At 66.6% G+C, this 20,767-nt stretch carries 19 protein-coding genes; 9 read left to right on the top strand and 10 right to left on the bottom strand.

Annotation, left to right across the window (positions count from 1 at the left end; translation table 11 throughout):
* Positions 1–35 precede the first annotated feature (35 nt).
* The 3 genes from HG262_RS11550 to HG262_RS11540 form a co-directional block, all read right to left on the bottom strand.
* The gene (locus HG262_RS11550; RefSeq protein WP_169271153.1) at positions 36–1,604 is read right to left on the bottom strand and encodes an FAD-dependent monooxygenase; all 1,569 of its coding nucleotides are present in this window, start codon (positions 1,602–1,604) and stop codon (positions 36–38) included.
* Between the two features lie 236 nt (positions 1,605–1,840).
* On the bottom strand, positions 1,841–2,350 hold the full coding sequence (locus tag HG262_RS11545; RefSeq protein WP_169271152.1) for a DUF1993 domain-containing protein: 510 nt from the start codon (positions 2,348–2,350) through the stop codon (positions 1,841–1,843).
* Positions 2,351–2,440: 90 nt separating this feature from the next.
* Positions 2,441–3,889, bottom strand: a complete 1,449-nt coding sequence (locus tag HG262_RS11540) for an HD domain-containing phosphohydrolase (RefSeq protein WP_169271151.1) — start codon at positions 3,887–3,889, stop codon at positions 2,441–2,443.
* A gap of 159 nt (positions 3,890–4,048) precedes the next feature.
* Between HG262_RS11540 and HG262_RS11535 the strand changes: the two genes are divergently transcribed.
* The 4 genes from HG262_RS11535 to HG262_RS11520 all read left to right on the top strand — a co-directional run bounded on the left by HG262_RS11535 (position 4,049) and on the right by HG262_RS11520 (position 7,590).
* Positions 4,049–4,807 carry an alpha/beta hydrolase gene (locus tag HG262_RS11535; RefSeq protein ID WP_169271150.1) on the top strand — a complete coding sequence of 253 codons (759 nt, stop codon included), beginning with the start codon at positions 4,049–4,051 and terminating at the stop codon, positions 4,805–4,807.
* A gap of 174 nt (positions 4,808–4,981) precedes the next feature.
* Positions 4,982–5,857 (top strand): NAD(P)-dependent oxidoreductase, encoded by an 876-nt coding sequence (locus tag HG262_RS11530; RefSeq protein WP_169271149.1) that lies wholly within the window; start codon positions 4,982–4,984, stop codon positions 5,855–5,857.
* 59 nt (positions 5,858–5,916) lie between these two features.
* Positions 5,917–6,882: a tripartite tricarboxylate transporter substrate binding protein gene (locus HG262_RS11525; RefSeq protein ID WP_169271148.1), complete on the top strand. Its 966-nt coding sequence runs from the start codon at positions 5,917–5,919 to the stop codon at positions 6,880–6,882.
* Positions 6,883–6,921: 39 nt separating this feature from the next.
* Positions 6,922–7,590, top strand: coding sequence for an RraA family protein (locus HG262_RS11520; RefSeq protein ID WP_169271147.1), 669 nt, complete (start codon positions 6,922–6,924; stop codon positions 7,588–7,590).
* Positions 7,591–7,614: 24 nt separating this feature from the next.
* Here HG262_RS11520 and HG262_RS11515 read toward each other — a convergent pair whose 3' ends face one another.
* The 4 genes from HG262_RS11515 to HG262_RS11500 form a co-directional block, all read right to left on the bottom strand.
* On the bottom strand, positions 7,615–7,977 hold the full coding sequence (locus HG262_RS11515; RefSeq protein WP_169271146.1) for a hypothetical protein: 363 nt from the start codon (positions 7,975–7,977) through the stop codon (positions 7,615–7,617).
* Positions 7,978–8,017: 40 nt separating this feature from the next.
* Complete coding sequence (locus HG262_RS11510; protein ID WP_169271145.1) at positions 8,018–8,683, bottom strand: GntR family transcriptional regulator; 666 nt, start codon at positions 8,681–8,683, stop codon at positions 8,018–8,020.
* 159 nt (positions 8,684–8,842) lie between these two features.
* Positions 8,843–10,198 carry an ATP-binding protein gene (locus HG262_RS11505; protein ID WP_169271144.1) on the bottom strand — a complete coding sequence of 452 codons (1,356 nt, stop codon included), beginning with the start codon at positions 10,196–10,198 and terminating at the stop codon, positions 8,843–8,845.
* Positions 10,195–10,863 (bottom strand): response regulator transcription factor, encoded by a 669-nt coding sequence (locus HG262_RS11500; protein ID WP_169271143.1) that lies wholly within the window; start codon positions 10,861–10,863, stop codon positions 10,195–10,197. Before HG262_RS11500 ends, HG262_RS11505 begins: the two co-directional genes overlap by 4 nt.
* A gap of 132 nt (positions 10,864–10,995) precedes the next feature.
* Between HG262_RS11500 and HG262_RS11495 the strand changes: the two genes are divergently transcribed.
* Positions 10,996–11,760, top strand: coding sequence for a MipA/OmpV family protein (locus tag HG262_RS11495; RefSeq protein WP_169271142.1), 765 nt, complete (start codon positions 10,996–10,998; stop codon positions 11,758–11,760).
* A gap of 102 nt (positions 11,761–11,862) precedes the next feature.
* Positions 11,863–12,852, top strand: a complete 990-nt coding sequence (locus HG262_RS11490; RefSeq protein WP_169271141.1) for a Dyp-type peroxidase — start codon at positions 11,863–11,865, stop codon at positions 12,850–12,852.
* Here the strand turns inward: HG262_RS11490 and HG262_RS11485 are convergent.
* The gene (locus HG262_RS11485) at positions 12,830–14,254 is read right to left on the bottom strand and encodes a TonB family protein (RefSeq protein WP_169271140.1); all 1,425 of its coding nucleotides are present in this window, start codon (positions 14,252–14,254) and stop codon (positions 12,830–12,832) included. The two genes, HG262_RS11490 and HG262_RS11485, sit on opposite strands and share 23 nt — an antisense overlap.
* Before the next feature lie 9 nt (positions 14,255–14,263).
* Positions 14,264–15,985, bottom strand: coding sequence for a molecular chaperone HscC (locus tag HG262_RS11480; protein ID WP_169271139.1), 1,722 nt, complete (start codon positions 15,983–15,985; stop codon positions 14,264–14,266).
* Positions 15,986–16,266: 281 nt separating this feature from the next.
* Between HG262_RS11480 and HG262_RS11475 the strand changes: the two genes are divergently transcribed.
* From HG262_RS11475 to HG262_RS11465, 3 genes are all read left to right on the top strand, one after another.
* Complete coding sequence (locus tag HG262_RS11475) at positions 16,267–16,446, top strand: hypothetical protein (protein WP_169271138.1); 180 nt, start codon at positions 16,267–16,269, stop codon at positions 16,444–16,446.
* Between the two features lie 129 nt (positions 16,447–16,575).
* Positions 16,576–17,823 carry an HlyD family efflux transporter periplasmic adaptor subunit gene (locus HG262_RS11470; RefSeq protein ID WP_169271137.1) on the top strand — a complete coding sequence of 416 codons (1,248 nt, stop codon included), beginning with the start codon at positions 16,576–16,578 and terminating at the stop codon, positions 17,821–17,823.
* Positions 17,820–19,994: a peptidase domain-containing ABC transporter gene (locus HG262_RS11465; RefSeq protein WP_169271136.1), complete on the top strand. Its 2,175-nt coding sequence runs from the start codon at positions 17,820–17,822 to the stop codon at positions 19,992–19,994. Before HG262_RS11470 ends, HG262_RS11465 begins: the two co-directional genes overlap by 4 nt.
* On the opposite strand, the gene HG262_RS11460 is transcribed toward HG262_RS11465, so the two are convergent.
* Positions 19,933–20,568, bottom strand: a complete 636-nt coding sequence (locus tag HG262_RS11460) for a response regulator transcription factor (RefSeq protein WP_169271135.1) — start codon at positions 20,566–20,568, stop codon at positions 19,933–19,935. The genes HG262_RS11465 and HG262_RS11460 overlap by 62 nt on opposite strands.
* Positions 20,569–20,767 lie beyond the last annotated feature (199 nt).

The following is a 20,767-nucleotide window of genomic DNA, read 5'->3' as shown; positions in this document are numbered from 1 at the left end:
AACGAAATCGACATGGCCGGAGTTAGTGGAAACCCCTAATTCTGTAACCGTCCGATATACGCCGCCAACGCTTGGGCATGCCCTTGTTCGGCACGCAGGCCGACGTGGCCATCGGCTCGGACGACCACCAGCACAATGCCGCGCACGCCCAGCGCGTGGGCGATGTCGGGCGCCAGGTAAGCATGCGCCCCGGGCACCCCCGCATTCGCGGTCAGGACGATCACCTGTTCGATGATGGCGCCGTCAGCCAGAGGCTCCATGGCGCGGCGCACTTGCTCCAGGGCGTCCTCGGGCGTCGCGGCGCAGCCGATCAGCAGGGCGGTGTGGCCCTGGCGGCGAGTGCAGGCATGCAGGTGGCCGACGCCGCCAGACGTGAACGCCAGGGGAATCTGATCAGGCAGACGCTGGCCCGGCCAAAGGGCGTCGTGCGGATCGCCCATGACGATGGGGGATCCGGCGTAGTCGATATCAAGCTCCGCCTCGGCCACCGCTTCGTGGTGCCGCGTGCCAGGATCGGCAAAGGCCGTCCGGATCGCCGCATCCCGCGCGCGGCGGGCGCGTTCCCCTTTGACCTGCTGTGCGCGTTCGGCGGCATCGCCCGAGGCCATCACCTGATCGGCCACGGGGCGCCGTTCGGCGTGATAGCTGTCCAGCAGCGCTTCGGAACAATGCCCCTGGCAAACCAGCGCAAGCTTCCAGCCCAGGTTGTAGGCATCTTGCAGCCCGGTGTTCATGCCATGCCCTTCTGCCGGGCTGCAGGTGTGCGCGGCGTCACCGGCCAGCAACACGCGGCCCGATCGGAATTTTCGGGCAACCTTGGTGTGGCAATCGAAGCGCGTGGGATGCGAAATCTGGTCAAAGCGCGCGTCGGGCAGGTAGCGTTGCAAGGTGGCCAGCGCGTCGGCGACCAGATCGGATTGCGCGGAACGGGGCCGCGGATACACGCGCCATCGGCGGTCCGGCAGGGCCGTCAGAATGACCGGCGTCGGATCCAGATAGGCGTAGTTGGCTTCAAAGGATTCCGGCCATGCCGGGATGGCCGCATCGAACACGGCCCAAGGCTGGTGGATGTCGTGGCCGTCTTGCTCGATACCCATCAACGTGCGGACGGTACTGTGGTGTCCGTCGCATCCGACGACCCATTGCGCGTGGACCTGTGCCCGCGCGCCCCGCCGATCGATCGTGGCGGTCACGCCATCGGGTTGTGCCACCAAGCCCACAAGTGTGGTGGCGCGGGTGACCGCACCGCCGTGCGCGGCGAGATGGTCGTGGAGGATGGATTCGGTGACTTCTTCCGAGATGCCGATATTGAATGGATACCGGCTGCCGCACAGCGACAGGTCAATGTCGCCCAGCACGGCCCCCTCGGCATGAATGCGGGCATGGCGCTGTTTCACGCCCAGGCGCAAGAGCCGGTCGGCGATGCCCAGTGCGTCCAGTATTTCGATTGATCGCGGATGCACGACGGTGGCACGGTCCCAATCCATGGGCTGCTCGTGCGCGTCGATCAGCAAGCATTGGACGCCGCGCCGAACCAGCTCCACGGCGGTGAGCAGGCCGGCGGGGCCCGCGCCTACGACCAGAACGGTTGTCGCGATCATCATGGATCTCCCTGAGCGGGGTGGTCATCGGCGGGGGGCTTGCGTCACGCGGTTCGCGTCTGGCGAAATTAGAGCAGGCGGGAGGCCGCCGTCAACGGTTCCGGCGCCCGTCGCATGGCTGAGGGACCGGAAGACCGGTGTAGGCATACCAGATGCCGGCGCAATGAAAAAGGCCGCGGGATGCACGCCGCGGCCTTGTTCAATGATGCGGGCTCAGGCCCGCACGCACGGATGTGGCATCAATACGCGCCCATGTAGTCGCGCTTGCCGACTTCGATGCCGTTGTGGCGCAGGATCGCGTAAGCGGTCGTCACGTGGAAGAAGAACTGCGGCAGGCCGTAGTGCAGCAGGTAGGCGCTGCCCGTCAGCTTCTTTTCTTTCGGCGTGCCCGGGCGCAGCACGATTTCCAGGGACGCGCTTTGCGCGAACTGTTCGGGCTTGAACGAACCGACGTGCGCCAGGGTCTTGGCGATCAGGGCCTGCAGCTCGGCGAACGAGGGTTCGCCGTCAGGCCAGGACGGGACTTCCGCGCCTGCCAGGCGGGACGTGATGCCCTTGGCGAAGTCGGCGGCGATCTGCACTTGGCGCGACAACGGGAACATGTCCGGGAACAGGCGCGCGCCCAGGTAGGCGGACGGGTCGATGTTCTTGGCGGTGGCGTGGGCTTCGGCCTTTTTCAGCACGTCCGACAGGGCGGACAGCATTTGCTTGATGACAGGGACGGAAGCGTCGTACATAGGGCTGGTCATGAGGGGGCTCGCGAAATGGGTGAGGCGGGCGCGGGGCGAACCCCGCGCGGCAGGCCCAAGACTACCAGCAATCGGCGACAGGATGGCGGCTTACAGGATCCCCGCGGTCAGGGCCTTCAAGGTGGCGGCGACACGGGTCGAGCAATCCAGTTTGCGGAACACGCTTTCGACGTGGGTGCGTACCGTGCTGGGGCTGATATTCAGTGCGCGGGCGGCCTCTTTGTTGCTGGCGCCCAGGCTGATCTGCCGCAGTACGTCGATCTCGCGCTGCGACAGCGTGCTGGTCGCGCGGCGCGGGGCGGCGGCGCCGCCCGAGGCGGCAGTGATGGCGGCGGCGGCCACCTCGGCGTCGAAGCGGCCGGCGGCGGCTTCCTCACGCAAGATGCGGGCGGCGTCGTGCAAGGGATAGGCGGGGCGCCAGGGGCGGTCTTCCTGCAGCGCTTGCAGCGCGACCGCCGTGGACAGCACGCGCGCCGCCAGGCCCAGCGCAGGCCCGGACGCGCCGCGGAAATAGCCGCTGCCGTCCAGGCGTTCGTAGGCGTACGAGGCCAGCTCCGCCGCGTCGCTCAAGCCCGGTATCTGACGGGCGGCGCGGGCGGTCCAATAGGGCATGAGCCGGACCTGTTCCCATTGGTCGGCGGACAGCTTGCCTGCCGTATTCCATAAGCGGTTCGGCAATGCGGCGCGGCCGATGCCGTGCACCAGCGCGGCGGCCTGCAACGATTCCAGCGCCGCCGGGCCCATGCCCAGCAGCGCGCCGCAACGGGTGGCCAGTTGGGCGACGCGGCGGGAATAGCCCGCCAGCCAGGGCAGCTTGAGTTCGGCGACGTCGGCCAGCAGCGTCAAGCCGGCAGGGGGCGCATCGGCGCGCGTTCCGGCCAACGCCCATTCGGCGCCGGTGGGCGGATGGGCGTCGATATCGTCAAGCCAGGCCTGGCCATGCCGGACCGCCAGTTGCGCGACGGGGGCGGGATACTTGGCGTCGGCCTGCGCGCGCAGGTAGTCCATCGCGCTGTCGCGGCCGTGCGCGCGGCTGAGGATTTCCAGGTCGCTTGCCACGTTCACGTAGAACACCACGCCGGGGACGGCGTCCCCCGGCACGCCCTGCGGCATGCCCTTGCCGTCATGCCGTTCGAAGGCGTGGCGCAGGCCGGCCACCACATCGTCAGGCATGCCCAGGTTGACGGCCACATCGCCCGAGATTTCGCAGTGGATCAGCGCCAGCGGCACGATCAGCGATTGCGTGCGCGGATCAAGCGGGGGCAGCGTCTGCGCCATCATGGCCTCGCGCGAGGCGACGTCGTCGCCCAGCAGGTCCGCGAAGCCGCTGGCGTTGGCCGTGCAGCCCGACCAGCGCAGCAGCGCCACCGCACGGGCGTGGTTCTGGGCGGCCTCGCTCGCACCATGGGCCTCGGCAAGCTTGCCGGCCAGGCACGCCGTGCGGCGCGAGTGGTCGGTGGCGCGTCCCATGCTCAGATCGCCGACGAAGGCCATGGCCAGCACGGCATCGGTGAGTTCCATCGTACTGGCGGTGGTCATCGGGGGCGGGCGGTCAAAGGGGGCGGGAAGGGCTGATTGGGGGGCTGATCGCGGCCTTATCGGTTAATCAACCGATACCGGCCTGGCGGGCGGATGACGACACTGGAACCCAGCAAGCACGACACCGTCGCTTGGCACCCAACCTAAAGGAAATTCAGCATGAAACGCCATATTATCGCAGCCTCGTTGTTGGCAGCCGGCCTCTTCGCCGGCCCGGTTTCACAGGCTTTTTCGGCCCAGCCCTCGGTCGTGATCGTGCACGGCGCCTTCGCCGACGGCTCGGATTGGGCGAAGGTGGTCGCGCTGTTGCAAGACAAGGGCGTGCAGGTGCAAGCGGTGCAGAACCCGCTGGATTCGCTGGCTGGCGATGTGGCCGCGGCCAATCGCGCCATCGATAACCAGCCCGGCAAAGTCGTGCTGGTCGGCCATTCGTGGGGCGGCGTGGTGATCACCGAAGCCGGCAAGCACGACAAGGTCGCCAACCTGGTCTATGTGGCCGCGTTCGCGCCCGATGCGGGCCAGTCGGTCGCGTCGATGACGAAAGACCAGCCCAAGGCGCCGGGCACGGACGCCATCGTCGCCGACAGCCATGGCTGGCTGAGCCTGCCGCCGCAGGGCATCGCGCGTGACTTCGCGCAAGACGTGCCGGCCGCCCAGGCCCGTGTGATGGCGGCCACCCAAGGCCCGATCAAGGCGACGGCGTTCGGCGAAGCGGTGTCATCCGCGTCCTGGAAGACGAAACCGTCGTGGTTCGTCGTGGCCGAGAACGACCGCATGATCCTGCCTGCCTTGCAGCGCACGATGGCGGCGCAGATCGGCGCGAAAGTCACGGCTCTGCCGTCCAGCCATGTGCCGCAGCAATCGCGCCCCGCCGACGTGGCCCGGGTCATCCTGGATGCGGTCGCCAGCGTGAAATAAGGCACGCACCGCCGCCCGGCGGATAGCTCGGCGCCGGGCGGTCGAGGCACCCAATGTTCCAAAAATGTACTTTTTATGTTCTACGTTCCCCTGAAATACTCGGGTTATTACTAGTGATTAGGGGGCTTTCAGTCAGGCTATAACCATGTTTGTATTTTTTTTGTATTTATGAACATGAAAATTGCACTGATTGGTTGTGGTGAAGTGGGTGACTGCTATGCGGCGGCGTGGGTGGCCGGCGGCCATTCGATCGTGGGCATCTGCGAGCTGCGCCAGGACGCCGGGATGCAGGCGCGCGCGGCCTCCTATGGCAGCGCGTTGCATGCCGAGCCCGGCCCGTGGCTGGCTCAGGCCGACATCGTCGTGTCGGCCGTCTTCGGCCATGCGGCGCTGAAGGTCGCCACGCAGGCGCTGCCGCACTTGCGCGACGACGCGTCCTACGCCGACTTCACGACTGCAAGCGCCGCTGACATGCGCGCCGCCGCCGACATCGCTGCGCAACGCGGCGTGCCCTTTACCGACGTCGCCATCATGGGCGCCATTGCCTTGCTGGGTGCGCGCACCCCGCTGTTGTGCGCCGGCACGGGCGCGCCGGGCGTGGCGGCATTCACGCTGGCTTGCGGCGCACCGGCGCAGGCCATAGACGGCCAGGCCGGCGATGCCGTCCGCCTCAAGCTCTTGCGCAGCATCCTGACCAAGGGCATGGAAAGCCTGGCCGTCGAGTGTCTGGTCGCGGCGGAGAGCATGGGTCTGCGAACGTCGCTGTACGAAGTCCTGTCCGACATGGACCGGACGCCGTTGACGACATTCGTCGATTCGTTCGTGCGTTCGCACGTGCTGCATGCGCCGCGCCGCCTGGCCGAGGTGCGCGAAGCGCGCGAGCAATTGGTCGAGGCCGGCTTGCAGCCGCTGGTGCTGGACGGCGTCGAACGGCTCTTCGCCCGGACGGCCAAGGGCATCGAGGCGGCGCGCGAGAACGGTTCTTTCCATGTGCCCGACTCCGTCGCCGAGCGGCTGGCATGGCTGACGCCGCTGGCCCGCCAATCCTGAATCGCGCAAAGCGGCCCCGCAGAGGGCCGCGGCATTCCCAAACATCAGTGAGGAAGACAATGACATTCGTAAAGACTCTGCTGGCGGCGACGCTGCTGGCGACCTCGGCCGCGGCCGGCGCGGCCGATATGGGCTCGGCCCCCATCACGCTGATCTCCCCGTTTCCGCCGGGTGGCGGAACCGACACCTTGACCCGCATGATCGGGTCGGCTATCGCGCAGGACACGGGCTGGAACATCGTGGTCGAGAACAAGCCGGGCGCGGGCGGCAACCTGGCGCTTGACGCCACGGCGCGCGCCAAGCCCGACGGCCATACGCTGGTCATGGCGCAGACGGACAACATCGTGCTGAACCCGTGGCTGTACAACAAGCTCAGCTACGACACCTTCAAGGACTTCAAGCCGGTGGGCCTGGTGGCCTCGTCGCCAAGCGTGTTCGTGGTGGTACCGGAATCCCCCTACAAGACGCTGGACGACGTGGTCAAGGCAGCCAAGGCGCGCCCGGGCCAGGTGTCGCTGGGCATTCCCGGCATTGGCGGCAGCGGCGACCTGATCGGTCACCTGTGGCGCAAGGCGGCGGGCATGGAACTGATGCACGTGCCGTACCGGGGCTGGTCGCAGGCCTTCCCGGACCTGGCCAGCGGCCGCATCGACCTCTACACGGGATCCGTCGCGTCGCTGCTGCCGCAGATCCGCGGCGGCAAGGTCCGCGCGCTGGCGGTGGTGGCGGACGAGCGTTCGCCTGCCTTGCCCGATGTGCCGACCTTTTCGGAAAGCGGATTCAAGACCATCAACCAGACGATCTGGTGGGGCCTCATGGCGCCCGGAAAGACGCCGGACGACGTGATCGCCACGCTGAACCAGGCGCTGAACAAATCGCAGGCGCAGCCGGACGTGGTGAAGAAGCTTGAAGACTCCGGCTACAGCGTCATGGCGGGCACGCCGGCGGACCTGGGCAAGCGCCATCGCGCCGACCACGACATCTTCGGCAAGGTCGTGCAGGAAGCCGGCATCCCGAAACAATGATCTTGCGACACCGACAGACAAAGCACCAGGAGGCCCCTAATGACCGGTTTTGAGATCCACCCGCGCAAGCGCGCGGTCGCGAGCGAGTACGTCGAGAAGTTTCTCCGCATCCCCGTCGCCAACATCAGCGACTGCATGTCGCGCATGACGGCTGGCGGCGCGCGCCTGCGGCCCATGCACGATGGCTCTCCGATGGCCGGCCCCGCGCTGACGGTGCGCACGCGCCCGGGCGACAACCTGTTGGTGCACAAGGCGCTGGAACTGGCGCAGCCGGGCGATGTGGTGGTGGTGGACGCCGGTGGCGACCTCACCAATGCCATCATCGGCGAGATCATGACGACCTATGCGCAGACGCGCGGCCTGGCCGGCATCGTGATCAACGGCGCGATCCGCGACAGCGGCACCATCCGGCGCGGCGCGTTCCCGGTGTATGCGGCCGGCGTGACGCACCGAGGGCCCTACAAGGATGGCCCGGGCGAGATCAATGCCGTCATCGCGCTGGACGGCATGACAATCGAACCGGGTGACCTGATCCTGGGCGACGACGACGGCCTGCTGTCCTTGCCGTACGACCAGGTGTCCGCGCTGTATGACGCCGCGTCGGCCAAGCACGCGGTCGAAGAGCAGATGCTGGCGCAGATCGCCGCCGGCACGCTGGACACCTCGTGGATCGACGCCCGGCTGAAGGCGCAGGGCTGGAAGCCCTGAGCAAGCGGCGCCAAGGCCCGCCCGTCAGCCGTTGGCAATTCCCAGGCGGCGCAGGAGCCGGTCCTTGACTGCGCCGCCATACGCCCATGACAGCACCGCCAGCACCAGCATGGCCACCGTGAAGTAGGCGCGCGCGGCCATCGGCACCGGATTCAGTTCCGCGATGGTCCGCATCGGCTCATAAGACGTGAAGTCGCTGGCGGCCAGCACGCTGAACAGCAGCGCCAGCACGGGCCCCGTGAAATGCGGACGCTCGCCCCGCGTCGCCGGGTCGGCGTGCAATGACCAGCGCAACAGCTGAGCCAGGTGCACGGCTACCGTGACCAGCGGAATGACAACGGCCAGCAGCAGGACGAAAAGGGCGACAAGGATCTGGGGCGAATACATGAAAGCGGATAAAGGGGAAGGCGGAAAGGCGCGGCCGGCGTCACGCGGCTGACGTGTCGGCCGGCGGCTTGCGCTGGCTGCGGAAAAGCAGGTGCGTCGTGGTCAGGTGAAAGCGCATGGCGATGTCGGCGCATCCCGGATCGCGGGCGCGCAAGGCGGCGATGATTTGGCGATGGTGCTCCACGCTGCGCAGCATGTCGTCGTGCGTGTAGAAGTAGAACGAGCCGATGATGATCGGCATGTCCAGCAGGTTCTCCACCATCGTTCGCACCCGCGCGGATTGCGCCGCATCCAGCAATGCGTGGTGGAAGAGGTTATTGCAGTGCTGGACCCGCGCCACGCGGTCGGTGTCGTCGGAAAGAATGGCGGCCAGCATGCGCTGGTTGATCTGCTCAAGGTGGTCGATCTGTTCGGGCGTGGCGCGTTGCGCGGCGCTACGCGCGGCGTAAGGCTCAAGCAGCAGGCGCAGTTCGAACGCCTCGTTGATGTCGCGGTCCACCCAGCCCAGCACCACCGCGCCGCGGCGGCCTTCGCGCTTGACCAGGCCATCGGTGATCAACCGTTCGATCGCGCTGCGCACCGGCGTGCGGCTGACGGAAAGCTCGGCCGCGATGTGCTCTTCGCGCAGGCGCTCGCCGGGCAGGAACACGCCGGACATCAGCCGTCGGCGGAGTTCCCCGTAGACAAGGTCGCGGGCGCTGGTCATGGTGGCGCAGGTTTCCTGAGGGCGCGAAGAGTTTCAGACTATACCCGAAGGGTGGGCCGGTTTTACCGCGGAAATCAGCGCTTGTCCGACGGTGGGGCAACGCGTTGCCGCCGAGGATTGAGTCAGCGCGCCGAAGCCGCGGCAGGGCAAGTGCCCGTACTAGGCGCCGCCGGGGGGAAACGTGACGGTGATGCCAACGCCGCAATCGTCCAGGCCCGGCCCCCACTCGATCCGCGCGTTGTGCCTGGCGGCGACCTGCGCCACCAGCGACAGGCCGATGCCGCTGCCGCGCTCAACCGTGCCGGCCTTGCGGTAGAAGCGGTCGAACACGCGTTCGCGCTCCGCAGCGGCGATGCCCGGCCCATTGTCCGCGACTGACAGTTGGGCGCCGCCGTCGGGCAAGGGGCCGCAGCATACCGCCACGCGGCCGCCCTCGGGCGTGTAGCGCAAGGCGTTGTCCAGCAGGTTGCGCAGCAACACTCCCAGGGCGTCGACGCCGCCGCTGACTTCCACGGTCTTGGCATCCAGGCTGATTCGCTGGTTCTTGCGATTGGCAAGCGCCTCGCTGTCGCGCACGATCATTTCCGCCAACCGGTCTAGCGCCACGGGTTCCGCCGGGCCTTCGTTCTGGGCCTCGGTGCGGGCCTGGTCCAGCAGTTGCTCGGCCAGGCGGGTGGTGCGGGTGGCGACGTCGCGTAGTTTGTCGACCGCTTGTGCGCGCGCCTGCGGCGTGTCGCTGCGGACCGCCAGTTCCGCGTAGGCGCTCAGGGCGGCCAGCGGCGTGCGCAGTTCGTGCGCGGCGTCGGCCAGGAAGCGGCGTTCGCGGTCCAGCGAGGCCGACAGGCGTTCAAGCAGGTCATTGATGGACCGGATGAACGGCTGCAGTTCACCGGGCATGCCAGCGGTGGGCAGCGGCGTCAGGTCCATGCCGGCGCGGCCCAGGATGGCGTCGCGCGCGCGGTCCACGGGGCGGAACGCGCGGCGTATGACCAGCCAAGTCAGGCCGGTCAGTATTAGAAAGAGCACGCTCAGGAACGCCAGGCCGCTCCACATGCGGCGCGTCGTTTCCTTGCGCAATTGCGCGCTCGACTTGGCGAACTGCGCCTGAATGCGGCCATCGGCGTCCGACACGGCGTAGGCGCGCCAGGGCTCGCCGCGCAGCACAACGTCATGGAAGCCGTTGCTGAAGTCCTGCACCAGGGGTTCGTCGGGCGCCCAGGGCGATTGCACCAGCAGTCGCTTGTCGGCCAACGACCAGACCTGGAAGTTGATGGACTCGCCGCCGAAGCGGGCGGCGCCCGGCAGTTCGAACCGGTCTTCGCCTGCCGACGTGGCCTGCAGCAGGCTGGTGGGCATCGACAGCAGCGCCTTCTGCGCGCCATCGCGCAGGTTCTGGTCCGACATGCCGGTTTCGGCGCGGGTCTGCTCCAGGTAGATCAGGGAAAAGACGGTCACCCACGTAGCGACCATCGCCAGGAACAGCGTGACCGCGACTTGCTTGCGCAGTGTCTTCATAGCGACACGTCCGGCACGATGCGGTAGCCCAGGCCGTGCTGGGTTTCGATCAGCCCGTCGCCCAGCTTGCGGCGCAATTGATGGATGTACACGGCCACCGTGTTGCTTTCGATGGTGCCGCTGCTGCCGTAGACGGCCACTTCCAATTGATCGCGGCTGACGGTGTTGCCCATGCGTTGCATCAGGGCCAGCAGCGTGTGATATTCATGCGCGCTCAAGCTGACTTCGCTGCCGCCCTGCGTCACCGTGCGGCGCGCGGGCTCCAGCACCACGTCGCGGCAGCGCAAGGCGGACACCACGCTGTTGCTGCTGCGGCGGAGCACGGCGCGCATCCGGGCCAGGAGTTCATCCAGCTGGAAAGGCTTCACCAGATAGTCGTCGGCCCCGGCGTCCAGGCCCTGGATGCGCTCGCTCAGGCGGTCGCGGGCGGTGATGATCAGGACCGGCGTCGTGTCGAAGCGGGCGCGCAACGCCTTCAGCACCGTCAAGCCGCTGCCATCCGGCAACCCCAGATCCAGCAGGACGGCTTGATAGCCGTGGTCCACCAGCGCCAGGTGCGCTTCGGGCATGTCGCGCACCCAGTCCACGGTGGCGCCGTCTTGAATCAGGCCCGCGCGCAAGGCATCGCCCAGCATGGGGTCGTCTTCTACCAGCAGGATACGCAAGCAAGCTCCAGAGCCGTCTTCGGCGCGTTCCGCCGAAGCCTTAAAGAATTATTAAAAGTTGCTCAGGACAATGCAGGCCAAACCCGGGGGCGGTCGCCCACGGCCACTGTAATAACACTGAAGGAAGCCCTGATGCGGATGGGTATATTAGCAAGAGGCGCGCTGGCAGGCGTGATGTTCACCGGGGCTGGCGCCGTCTACGCGCAAAGCACAAACTTCATCGGTTTGGGGGTCGGAGCGGTTCCCGTCTATGAAGGTTCCAGTGAGTATCGGGCGCTGCCGGTTCCGCTGATCAACTATCAATCGGGCAATTTCTTCATCACGCCGCGTATGGGGCTGCCGGCAATGGGACTGAAGGCTTCATTGGCGTCCGACCTGGACGCGGGCGTCTTTGTGGGGATGGCCCTGGGGCGCAAGGCCGACGACGCCGACCTCACCAAGGGGCTGGACGATATCAAGTTCCATGGCGCGTATGGTGCCTATGTGGAATGGCGCCCAGGCCGGTATTCGCTGGGCGCGGGCTACAAGCAGGCGGCCCGCAGCGGCTACGGCGGCACGTTGGAGCTGCGCGCGTCCTACGCGGCGCTGATGACCGAGAAGAACACGGTGCAGGTCGGCATTCGCACCGAATGGGCCAACAGCGACTATATGCAGACTTGGTACGGCGTCACGTCGTCGCAATCGGCCCGCAGCCGCGAAGGCCTGTCGACGTACTCGCCGTCATCGGGATTCAAGAACGTCGGCCTGTACTCCACGTGGATATACCGCATCAATCCCAGCTGGAGCACGGTGTCCACGATCGGCGTCAATACTTTGCTGGGCGACGCCCGCGACAGTCCGCTGACGGACCGCAAGACCAACGTGTTCGGCTCGGTGGGCGTGGCGTACCGCTTCTGACCGGCCGGCATGGCGGATGCAAGGCAGGGGGACGGTATCCCTGGACGAACAGATACAATTTCTGCCAGAAACTCCATTCCCCCGTCCTGAGCATCCGATTCCATGCCTGACTTTCCGCCCGAGCCTCAAGCCGTCCATAGCCCCACGACGCGTCACGCGATATTCATCGTCGCCACGCTGAATCCGGGGGCCGCCGCCGCCGAAACCGTCCGCGGCTGGTGCGCCGACGTGGCCACCTTGACGCGCACCGTCAGGACGCGTGCGCCCCAGCAGAACCTGTCCTGTGTCTGTGCGTTCGGGTCTGACGCCTGGGACGCGCTGTTCGGCCAGCCGCGGCCGGCGTCCCTGCACCCGTTCCGCGTGTTCGGCGACGGCGCGCGGGTCGCGGTGTCGACGCCTGGCGATCTGCTGCTGCACATCCGCGCGGACGCCATGGACATTTGCTTTGAACTTGCGACGCTGCTGGTCAACGGGCTGGGCGATGCCGTGACCGTGGTCGACGAGGTGCATGGCTTTCGCTACTTCGACCGGCGCGCCATCATCGGCTTTGTCGACGGCACCGAAAACCCAGAAGGCCGCGAGGCCGTCGATTTCACCGTGATCGGCGACGAGGACTCGGAATTCGCAGGCGGCAGCTACGTCCTGGTGCAGAAGTATCTGCACGACATGGCGGGGTGGAATGCGCTGACGGTCGAGAACCAGGAAGGCATCATTGGCCGCCACAAGCAGTCGAACGTGGAACTGGACGACGACATCAAGCCGGCGTCTTCGCACAGTGCCCTGACGACACTGGAAGAGAACGGCCAGGAAGTGAAGATCCTGCGTGACAACATGCCGTTCGGCCGCCCGGGCGTGGGCGAGTTCGGCACGTATTTCATCGGCTACGCGCGTTCGCCCGCGCCGATCGAGCAAATGCTCGAGAACATGTTCGTGGGCCGCCCGGCGGGCAACTACGATCGCCTGCTGGACTACAGCCGCGCCGTGACGGGCAGCCTGTTCTTCGTGCCGTCGGCGGAACGGCTGGAAGCGCTGGCATCGCACGCCCCGGCGCAGGCATCGCAGCCGACGACTACGGCTTCTTCGGCGGCGTGAACGTGACGGTGAATTCAGCCATGAAGCCTCCCGGCGGGAAGTCGCCTTCGGTCCGTGCGCCCCGCAGCGTCCAGAGCGCACCCTGATCCAGTTCCCCGACGCCTGAAGACTGGACGATCCAGGCGTCGGAGACACCGGCGGCCGACAGCTGCAGGCCGAGCACGACCTGGCCCTCCGTGTCTCTGAATCGGGACGAAAAGGGATACCTGACGGGCGGCACGATCAGTTTGGGCGCAAAGTTCCGGTTCTTCGGCGCCACGGTGTCCGAAATCAGGAAGACATGGTCTCCGTTGGGCCGGATGGTCTCCAGGGACATCTTGATCCGGGAGTCGATCTTTCGATCCGGCGCCGTCGCGGACAGCTTCATGCCGGTGGCTTGCGCCTTCTGTTCCGGGGTGGCTTGCTGGTATAGCCCTTTGAGTCCGCCATCCTGGGACATACCATTGAGCACCACCATCAGGATGAGCGCGAGCCACCACCAGTTGCGCACAAACGTGATGATCGTATCGAGTACCCACGCGTAGCGCGGCACGCGCATCGCGGCCTCAAGGTAGGCCTCTTGCCGGCCCGGCGGAACTTGCAGCGTGAACCAAAGCGGAACCTGGTTGCGCATGCGGTGAACGTGACCCGCAACCCGCCGCGCCTGACGCCAGGATGGGCCGGGCTTGTTCTGCAGCAGCTTGATGACGCGTTCGTGCGCTTTGCGATAGGCGCGCGTATGGCGGCGCCATAAGGCCCGGTCATGTTCGACCTGTTCCACCAGTGCGGGCACGCCGGGGCGGCCGGGCAGCTGGAAGGTCGCTTCGTTCCAACCAAAGCGGGAACTGGCCTCCCGATAAAGCTGCATGCGTCCCTCAGGACGTTGCGCCAAGGCATGCAGCAGCGCGGCGGACATCTCGTCGGCCGCGTCCAGGTGCAGCAGCGCGGGATCCGCCTGGATCTGCCGCCACACGTCCTCCAGCTGCGTCGCGTCCGCCTGCATCAGCGCCTGCACCCATCGTTCGATCGCGCGGGTCCGCTGGCGCGCCATCCGCCGCGTGTTTTCCGGGCCGTCAGCGTGCGTTTGTACGTGGACCTTCACCTGGGGCTGGTTCATCCGGAAGTCGACGGGCGCGGCCGCGGACGGTCCGGCGTCTGATCCTACGGCTTTTCGGGCTTCAGCCTTGGCCTCCGCTTCCGTTGCGGCGTCGGTTTCGGCCTCGGGCCGGTCTTGGACGGAGCCGCCGGGGGGCCGTTGATCGTGATGGTGGCGCGCCCAAGCCAGCGCGCGCTCGTAAGCGGTGCGAAGTTGCTCGAACGCCGCCTGTTGCGTCTGCTGGTCTATCTGCTTCAGCGCGGCCGCATAAGCGCGACGGATCGCCTTCGCGTCGCTGGTCGGCGCAATGCCCAGTACGTCGAACATGAACACCCCTCAGCTGGGATCCGTCTCGGGAAAGAACACCTTGGCGCGTTCGAAGTAGGTGATGACTTCACGCAGGCGCGTGCGCGCCTGTGCCGTCGTCCGATCATCCTGACGTTCCAGCGCGGCTTCGAATCCCCTGATTTCCGCGGCCATCTGCTCGCGTTCGATGTCGCGCAGGAAGGTGTAGACGCGTTCGGCCTCGGCCAGCAGCGTCCGGTTCTCCAGCAGGTCACGGGGATGGATCTTCAGTTGCGCCAGCGCCGCGAAGCGCGCCGCGATCTGGTCGTCGTCCAGAGCGTCTTCGTTGCCGCGGATGATCAACCGGTACATCTGCTGGGTCAGGGTCCGGGTGGCTTCGACTTCCAGGATGCCGTTGACGTCGTAGGTGAAGCGCACGTCGAATGCGCCGTCCTCGCGCGTGCCGCCTTCCAGTGGAATGTGCAGTTCGCCCAGTTTGATGTTGTCTCGGACCAGACGGGATTCGCCCTGGTAGACCTTGAGCAGCAGTGCCTTCTGGCGGTCCTGCGTGGGGGCATAGCTGGCGACGCGGCTGGCGGGGATGACGGTGTTGCGCTCGATGATGGGGGAAAAATGGCCTTCGCTCATGCCACCGCCGGCCAGCTGCTGCACCACCTCGACACCCAGGGAATACGGGCAGACGTCGGTCATGACGACTTCGCGCAGATCCTCGTCGCGCGCCTTCAGCCCGGCCATGACCGCGGCCCCCAGCGCCACGACTTCGTCCGGGTTGAAGGCCACCGAGGGGAAGCGCCCGAACATGCGGGTGACAAGCGTGCGGATCATCGGCGCGCGGGTGGCGCCGCCGGCCAGCACGACTTCGTCGATGTCCGCCGCGCGCACGCCCGCGTCGCGCATCGTGCGTTCAAGCGGGGCCCGCAAGCGCGCCAGCAGGGGTTCGACCAGTTCCTGGTAGCGGCTGTCGGACAGCGTCAGCGCGTAGGGCTTGCCGCGCCATTCCACGGCCAGCTCGGCCGACGCTTCGTCGCTGAGCCGGCGCTTGACGGCTTCGGCGCGGGCGGCGACGAGTTCCATGAATTGCGCGTCGTCGCGTGCCTTGGATGGAATGCCCGAGGCGTCGAAGAACCACCGCGTGATGGCTTCGGCAAAGTCCTCGCCGCCCAGGAAATTGTCGCCGGCGGTGGACCGGACCTCCATGACGCCGTCGAACATGTCCAGCAATGACACGTCGAACGTGCCGCCGCCCAGGTCGAACACCAGGAATTGGGACTCTCCGCCGCGCTGGTGCAGGCCGTAGGCCAGCGCGGCGGCGGTCGGTTCGTTGATCAGGCGCTCCACATGCAGGCCAGCCAGCTGGGCGGCGGCCCGGGTGGCCTTGCGCTGCCCGTCCGAAAAATACGCCGGAACCGAAATGACAGCTTCGGTGACCGCTTCGCCAGTGTGCGCCTCGGCGTCTTCTTTCAACGCCCGCAGAATCAGCGACGACAGTTCTTCCGGGCGGAAGCGCTGCTTGCCCAGGCGGAATTCCTTGTTGCTGCCCATGTGGCGTTTGAACAGCGAGGCGGTCTGCCCCGGGTGGCTCTGCAGCCGTTGCCGGGCGGCCTGGCCGACCAGGATGGTGCCGTCCTCGTCCAGGCTGACGCAGGAGGGGGTCAGGGTGTCGCCCAGCGAATTGGGGACCAGATGGGCGGCGCCATCTTTCCAGTACGCAATGAGGCTGTTGGTCGTGCCCAGGTCGATGCCGACGATCATGTTCGTACGAAATTTTAGATTTTGAAACGTTCTGTCGAATGGGAATATACCCGGGCAAGGGGGGCGCGCGCCATGTGCTTGGTGACGGATGGCAGGACCCGATCTCTACGACTAAAGACCGATGCGCCTGCACCGGTGGGCTGATACCGTCCGCCAGGAGCAGTCCGGCGGCTTAGCCCTCCTATCCTCTGAGCGTCGCAATGGGGCAGGGGGGCTTGGCGTCTGCGACCGCTTGGCCGGCGCTGGCGCGGCCTTCCTTTGTCAGCAAGCAGGAGAACTTCATGCAGAAAGCCCACCAACCGAATCCGACGGACAAGATGCCGGAATGGGAAGTCCAACCCTTGACCGAGGAAGAAATCGGGCAAATCAGTGGCGGCCAGGGCCAGAGCCGCACGGGCGTGCTCGTGCCTAAATCCAGCGGACCCTTGGCCAACGGAAGATCGTTTTATTTCGAAAAGTGATTGGGTGGCGCCGGCAGGCAAGGCGCCAACCCGCAATCCGATTCCGTAGTCTGGCGGCCCGATCAAGCGGGTCGCGCTGGCGCTTCTGCCGGGAGTAGAGGTCCAGGCAATATGTCCCAGGGCTAGCCTATGTCGCTTTATCGAAAACAGGCGCTTGCCGCGCAACGTTCCGTCGGACTGGGCGACATCGTCCTGATCCGGCCGGTGTCGTTTGCGTTGGTCACCGCGGTGTTGGGATGCTTTGTGCTGGCGGTTTGCCTGTTCCTGGCGTTCGGCACCTATACCAAGCGCGCGACGGTCAGCGGCCAGCTTGCGCCTGACGCCGGCCTGCTCAAACTCTACGTGCCGCAGGCGGGCGTGGTGCTGGAGCGTCTGGCCAGCGAGGGCCAGCATGTCAATGCAGGCGACGTGTTGTATGTCGTGTCGGGGGACCAGCAAAGCGCACTGGGCGACACGCAGCAAGCCATTAGCGGGCAAATCCGGCAGCGTGAAGACAGCCTGCGCCAGGCGCGCCAGAAGACCGTGCTGCTGCAGCAGGGCGAGCAGGGCAACCTGGCCGCTGGCGTGGCGGGCCTGACCTTGCAGTTAGCGGCGATCGACCGCCAGATCGAGGGCCAGCGCAGCCGCATCAAATTGGCCGAGGACAGCGCGCAGCGCTATCGCAACCTGATGGAAAAGGGCTACCTGTCGCCCGAAGAATCCGACCAGAAGCGCGCCGAACTGTTAGAGCAGCGCAACCAGTTGCAGGCCTTGCTGCGCGACCGCATCGGCATCGCCATGGACCTTGCCAACCGGAAATCTTCGCTGGCCGACCTGACCCTGCGTCAGCAGAATCAGCTGGCGCTGCTGGACCGCGACCTGGCAGGCGTGGCGGTGGACCTGACCCAGAGCGAAGCCAAGCGCCGCATCGTCGTGACGGCGCCGCAGGCCGGCGTGCTGACCGCCATGACGGCGGGGGTGGGGCAGGCGGTGGATACTCGTCGCCCGCTGGCCACGATCGTGCCCGATGGCGCCAAGTTGCTGGCCGAACTGTACGCGCCCAGCCGCGCCGTGGGCTTCGTGGCGCCGGGCGATGCGGTGCTGATCCGTTTGGAGGCCTACCCGTACCAGACCTTCGGGCAGCAGCGCGGCGTGGTCCAGACCGTGACGCGCAGCGCGCTGCCGGAATGGCAAATGATCGATGGCGCCGCGGGCCAGGGCGATAAGGAATCGATGTACCGGATCACGGTGTCGCTGGACACGCCGGCGCACGGGCCCCAGGGGCAGGCGCTGGCGTTGCGGCCCGGGATGCGGCTGGACGCGGACTTGCTACAGCAGACGCGCCGCTTGTATCAATGGGCGTTCGATCCCGCCTACCGATTGTCGGGGAAACTGTGACGATGCTTGATCGCCTGACGCTGGGCGTCAAACGGCGGGTGCCCAGGCTCCTGCAGACCGAGGCCGCCGAATGCGGCCTGGCTTGCGTGGGCATGGTCGCGGGGTTCCACGGCCACCACCAAAGCCTGGCCAGCCTGCGCGGCCGATTTCCGGTGTCGCTCAAAGGCGCCACGCTGGCGACGCTGATCCATGTGGCCGGCCAGTTGGGGCTGGCGTCCCGGCCAGTCAAGGCAGGCCTGGGGGCCATCGGCAAACTGAAGCTGCCCTGCATTCTGCATTGGGAATTCAATCACTTCGTGGTGCTGACCGACATCAATGCGCGGTCGGCCACGTTGATCGATCCCGCCTCGGGCGTCCGGAAATGCAGCATCAGCGAGCTGTCCGCGTCGTACACGGGCGTGGCGCTGGAGCTTTGGCCAACGCCGGATTTCCAGACGGCCAACGAGAACCAGTCGGTCCGGCTGCGCGAACTGACCGGGCGCGTCTCGGGCCTGGGGGCGGCGTTTTCGCAGGTGATGCTGCTGGCGCTGGCGCTGGAAGTGCTGACGGTGGTTCAGCCCTTTTTCCTGCAATGGGTGGTGGACCATGTGCTGAACACGGGCGACCGCGATCTTCTCACCACGCTGGCGCTGGCGTTCGGCCTGCTGATGGTGATGCTGCAGCTGACGTCGGTGGCGCGCAGCTGGATGCTGATGTTCATGGGCACGACGTTGAACCTGCAATGGCGCAGCAACGTCTTCACGCACCTGTTGCGGCTGCCGGTCGGCTACTTCGAAAAGCGGCATCTGGGCGACATCGTGTCGCGCTTCGGCGCCATCGACACCATCCAGCGCACCGTCACCACGTCGTTCCTGGAGGCGGTGCTGGACGGCATCGTCATGGTGATCACGCTGGTGCTGATGTTCCTGTACAGCCCGCCGCTGGCGTGGATCGCCGTGGGCGCGATGACACTGTACGGGCTGGCGCGATGGTCGGGCTATGCGTCGCTGCGGTATGCCACCGAAGAACACATCATCCACGCCGCGAAAGAACAATCGCACTTCCTCGAAACCGTGCGCGGGGTCAAGGCGATCAAGCTCTTCCAGCATCAGAATGACCGGCGTTCGCGCTGGCTGGCGCTGTTGGTCAACGAGATCAATGCGGACCTGCGCGTGCAGAAATGGGCGCTGTTCTTTCGCACCTTCAACGGACTGCTGTTCGGCCTGTCGTCGATCGCGATCTTGTGGCTGGGCGCAAGGCTGGTGCTGGACGGCCAGTTCACCGTCGGCGCCTTGCTGGCCTTCATGGTCTACAAGACGTTGTTCGACAAGCGGGTGGCGGCGTTGCTGGACAAGTTTGTCGACGTGAAGATGCTGCGGCTGCAAGGCGAGCGCCTGGCCGACATCGTCCGTGAAACGCCGGAACCTGCCGACGAGATGCCGCGCGCGGATGGCGCCGTGGCGCGGTCGCCGGCCATCGAGGTGCGCAACCTGCGCTTTCGCTACAGCCCGCAAGAGCCCTACGTGCTGGACGACATCACCTTCCGCATCGAACCGGGCGAATCGGTTGCCATCACCGGCCCGTCCGGCGGCGGCAAGACGACGCTCATCAATATCCTGCTGGGCATCTTGACGCCCACCGAAGGCGAAGTGCTCGTCGACGGCGTGCCGGTGCGCGGGATGGGCGCGTCCACCCTGCGCCGGATGGCGGGCACCGTGCTGCAGGACGATGTGCTGTTTGCCGGATCCATCGCCGAAAACATCAGCTTCTTTGACCCACAATACGATCCCGACCGTGCCGCGGAATGCGCCGGGATCGCGGCTATCCACGACGACATCTGCGCGATGCCCATGGGCTACAACACGCTGGTCGGCGATATGGGAACGGTATTGTCGGGCGGGCAGAAGCAACGGGTGCTGCTGGCGCGCGCGCTGTACAAGCAACCCGCGCTGCTGTTTCTGGACGAGGCGACGAGCCATCTGGACATCACGCGGGAAAGGGTGGTCAACCTGGCCATCGCCCGCCTGGACATGACGCGGGTGATCGTGGCGCATCGGCCGGACACCATCGCCGCGGCGGGGCGAGAGATCGCGCTCGTGGGCGGCAAGGTCGCCGCCGACAGCGGCGATCCTAAGCGGGCTTCCCGAACACGCCGCCGCGCCGAGCCACAAGTGTCGCCTGCGTACGATTAAGCACGCCCAGCGAGCCCAGGATGGCCGACACATGCGTCTTGACGGTCTTTTCCGTCATGTTGAGGCGTTCGGATATTTCCTTGTTGCGCAGGCCGTCGCACATCAGCCGCAGCACTTCGCTCTGGCGCGGTGTCAGGGTGCGAAGCAGCACGGCTTCATCCTGTGATCCGGCTGGCGCGCCGGTCGTGGATGCGCCGTGTGGGGCCGCCGCCGCGTTGACCGCTTCCAGCGCCGCAGCCAGCTCCTGGCAACTGGCCGATTTATTCAGAAATCCCTGCGCGCCGGCTTCGATCGCGCGGCGCTCGTCTTCGGGGTCCTGCGAGGCCGACAGCACGAGCACGCGCAATTGCGAGCGCCGCTGGCGCAAGCGCTTGAGAAGTTCCGTCCCGGCCATGTCGGGCAGGTAGTAATCCATGATGACGTTGCCGATGCCGCTATGGCGCTCCAGCACGTCCAGCGCCTGCCGGCCGCTGGCGGCGGGGTGCACCGTCAATGCCGGCATGGCGTGCGCCAGCGCCATGGCAAGGGCTTCGCGGAACATGGCGTGATCGTCGACCAGCAGTACGGCCTTCATTTGGCGTCTCCGTCAGGGGGGGAAGCGGCGGACTCAGGCAGCATGTCTGTCACGCGTTCACGCAATGCCTGCGCTGGGGGGATGCGGGCAGCGTGGCGTGAGGCGGGCGGGAGAGCGGAGGGAGACGGGCCGATAGAGGGCTGCACGGGTCTGAGAGGGCTTCGCGCGGGATGGGCCTGGGCGGGGAGACTCCCCGGTT

The organism is Achromobacter sp. Bel, assembly GCF_012928505.1.
Classification (GTDB): Bacteria; Pseudomonadota; Gammaproteobacteria; order Burkholderiales; family Burkholderiaceae_B; genus Achromobacter.
This window is presented reverse-complemented; position numbering and strand designations above follow the sequence as displayed.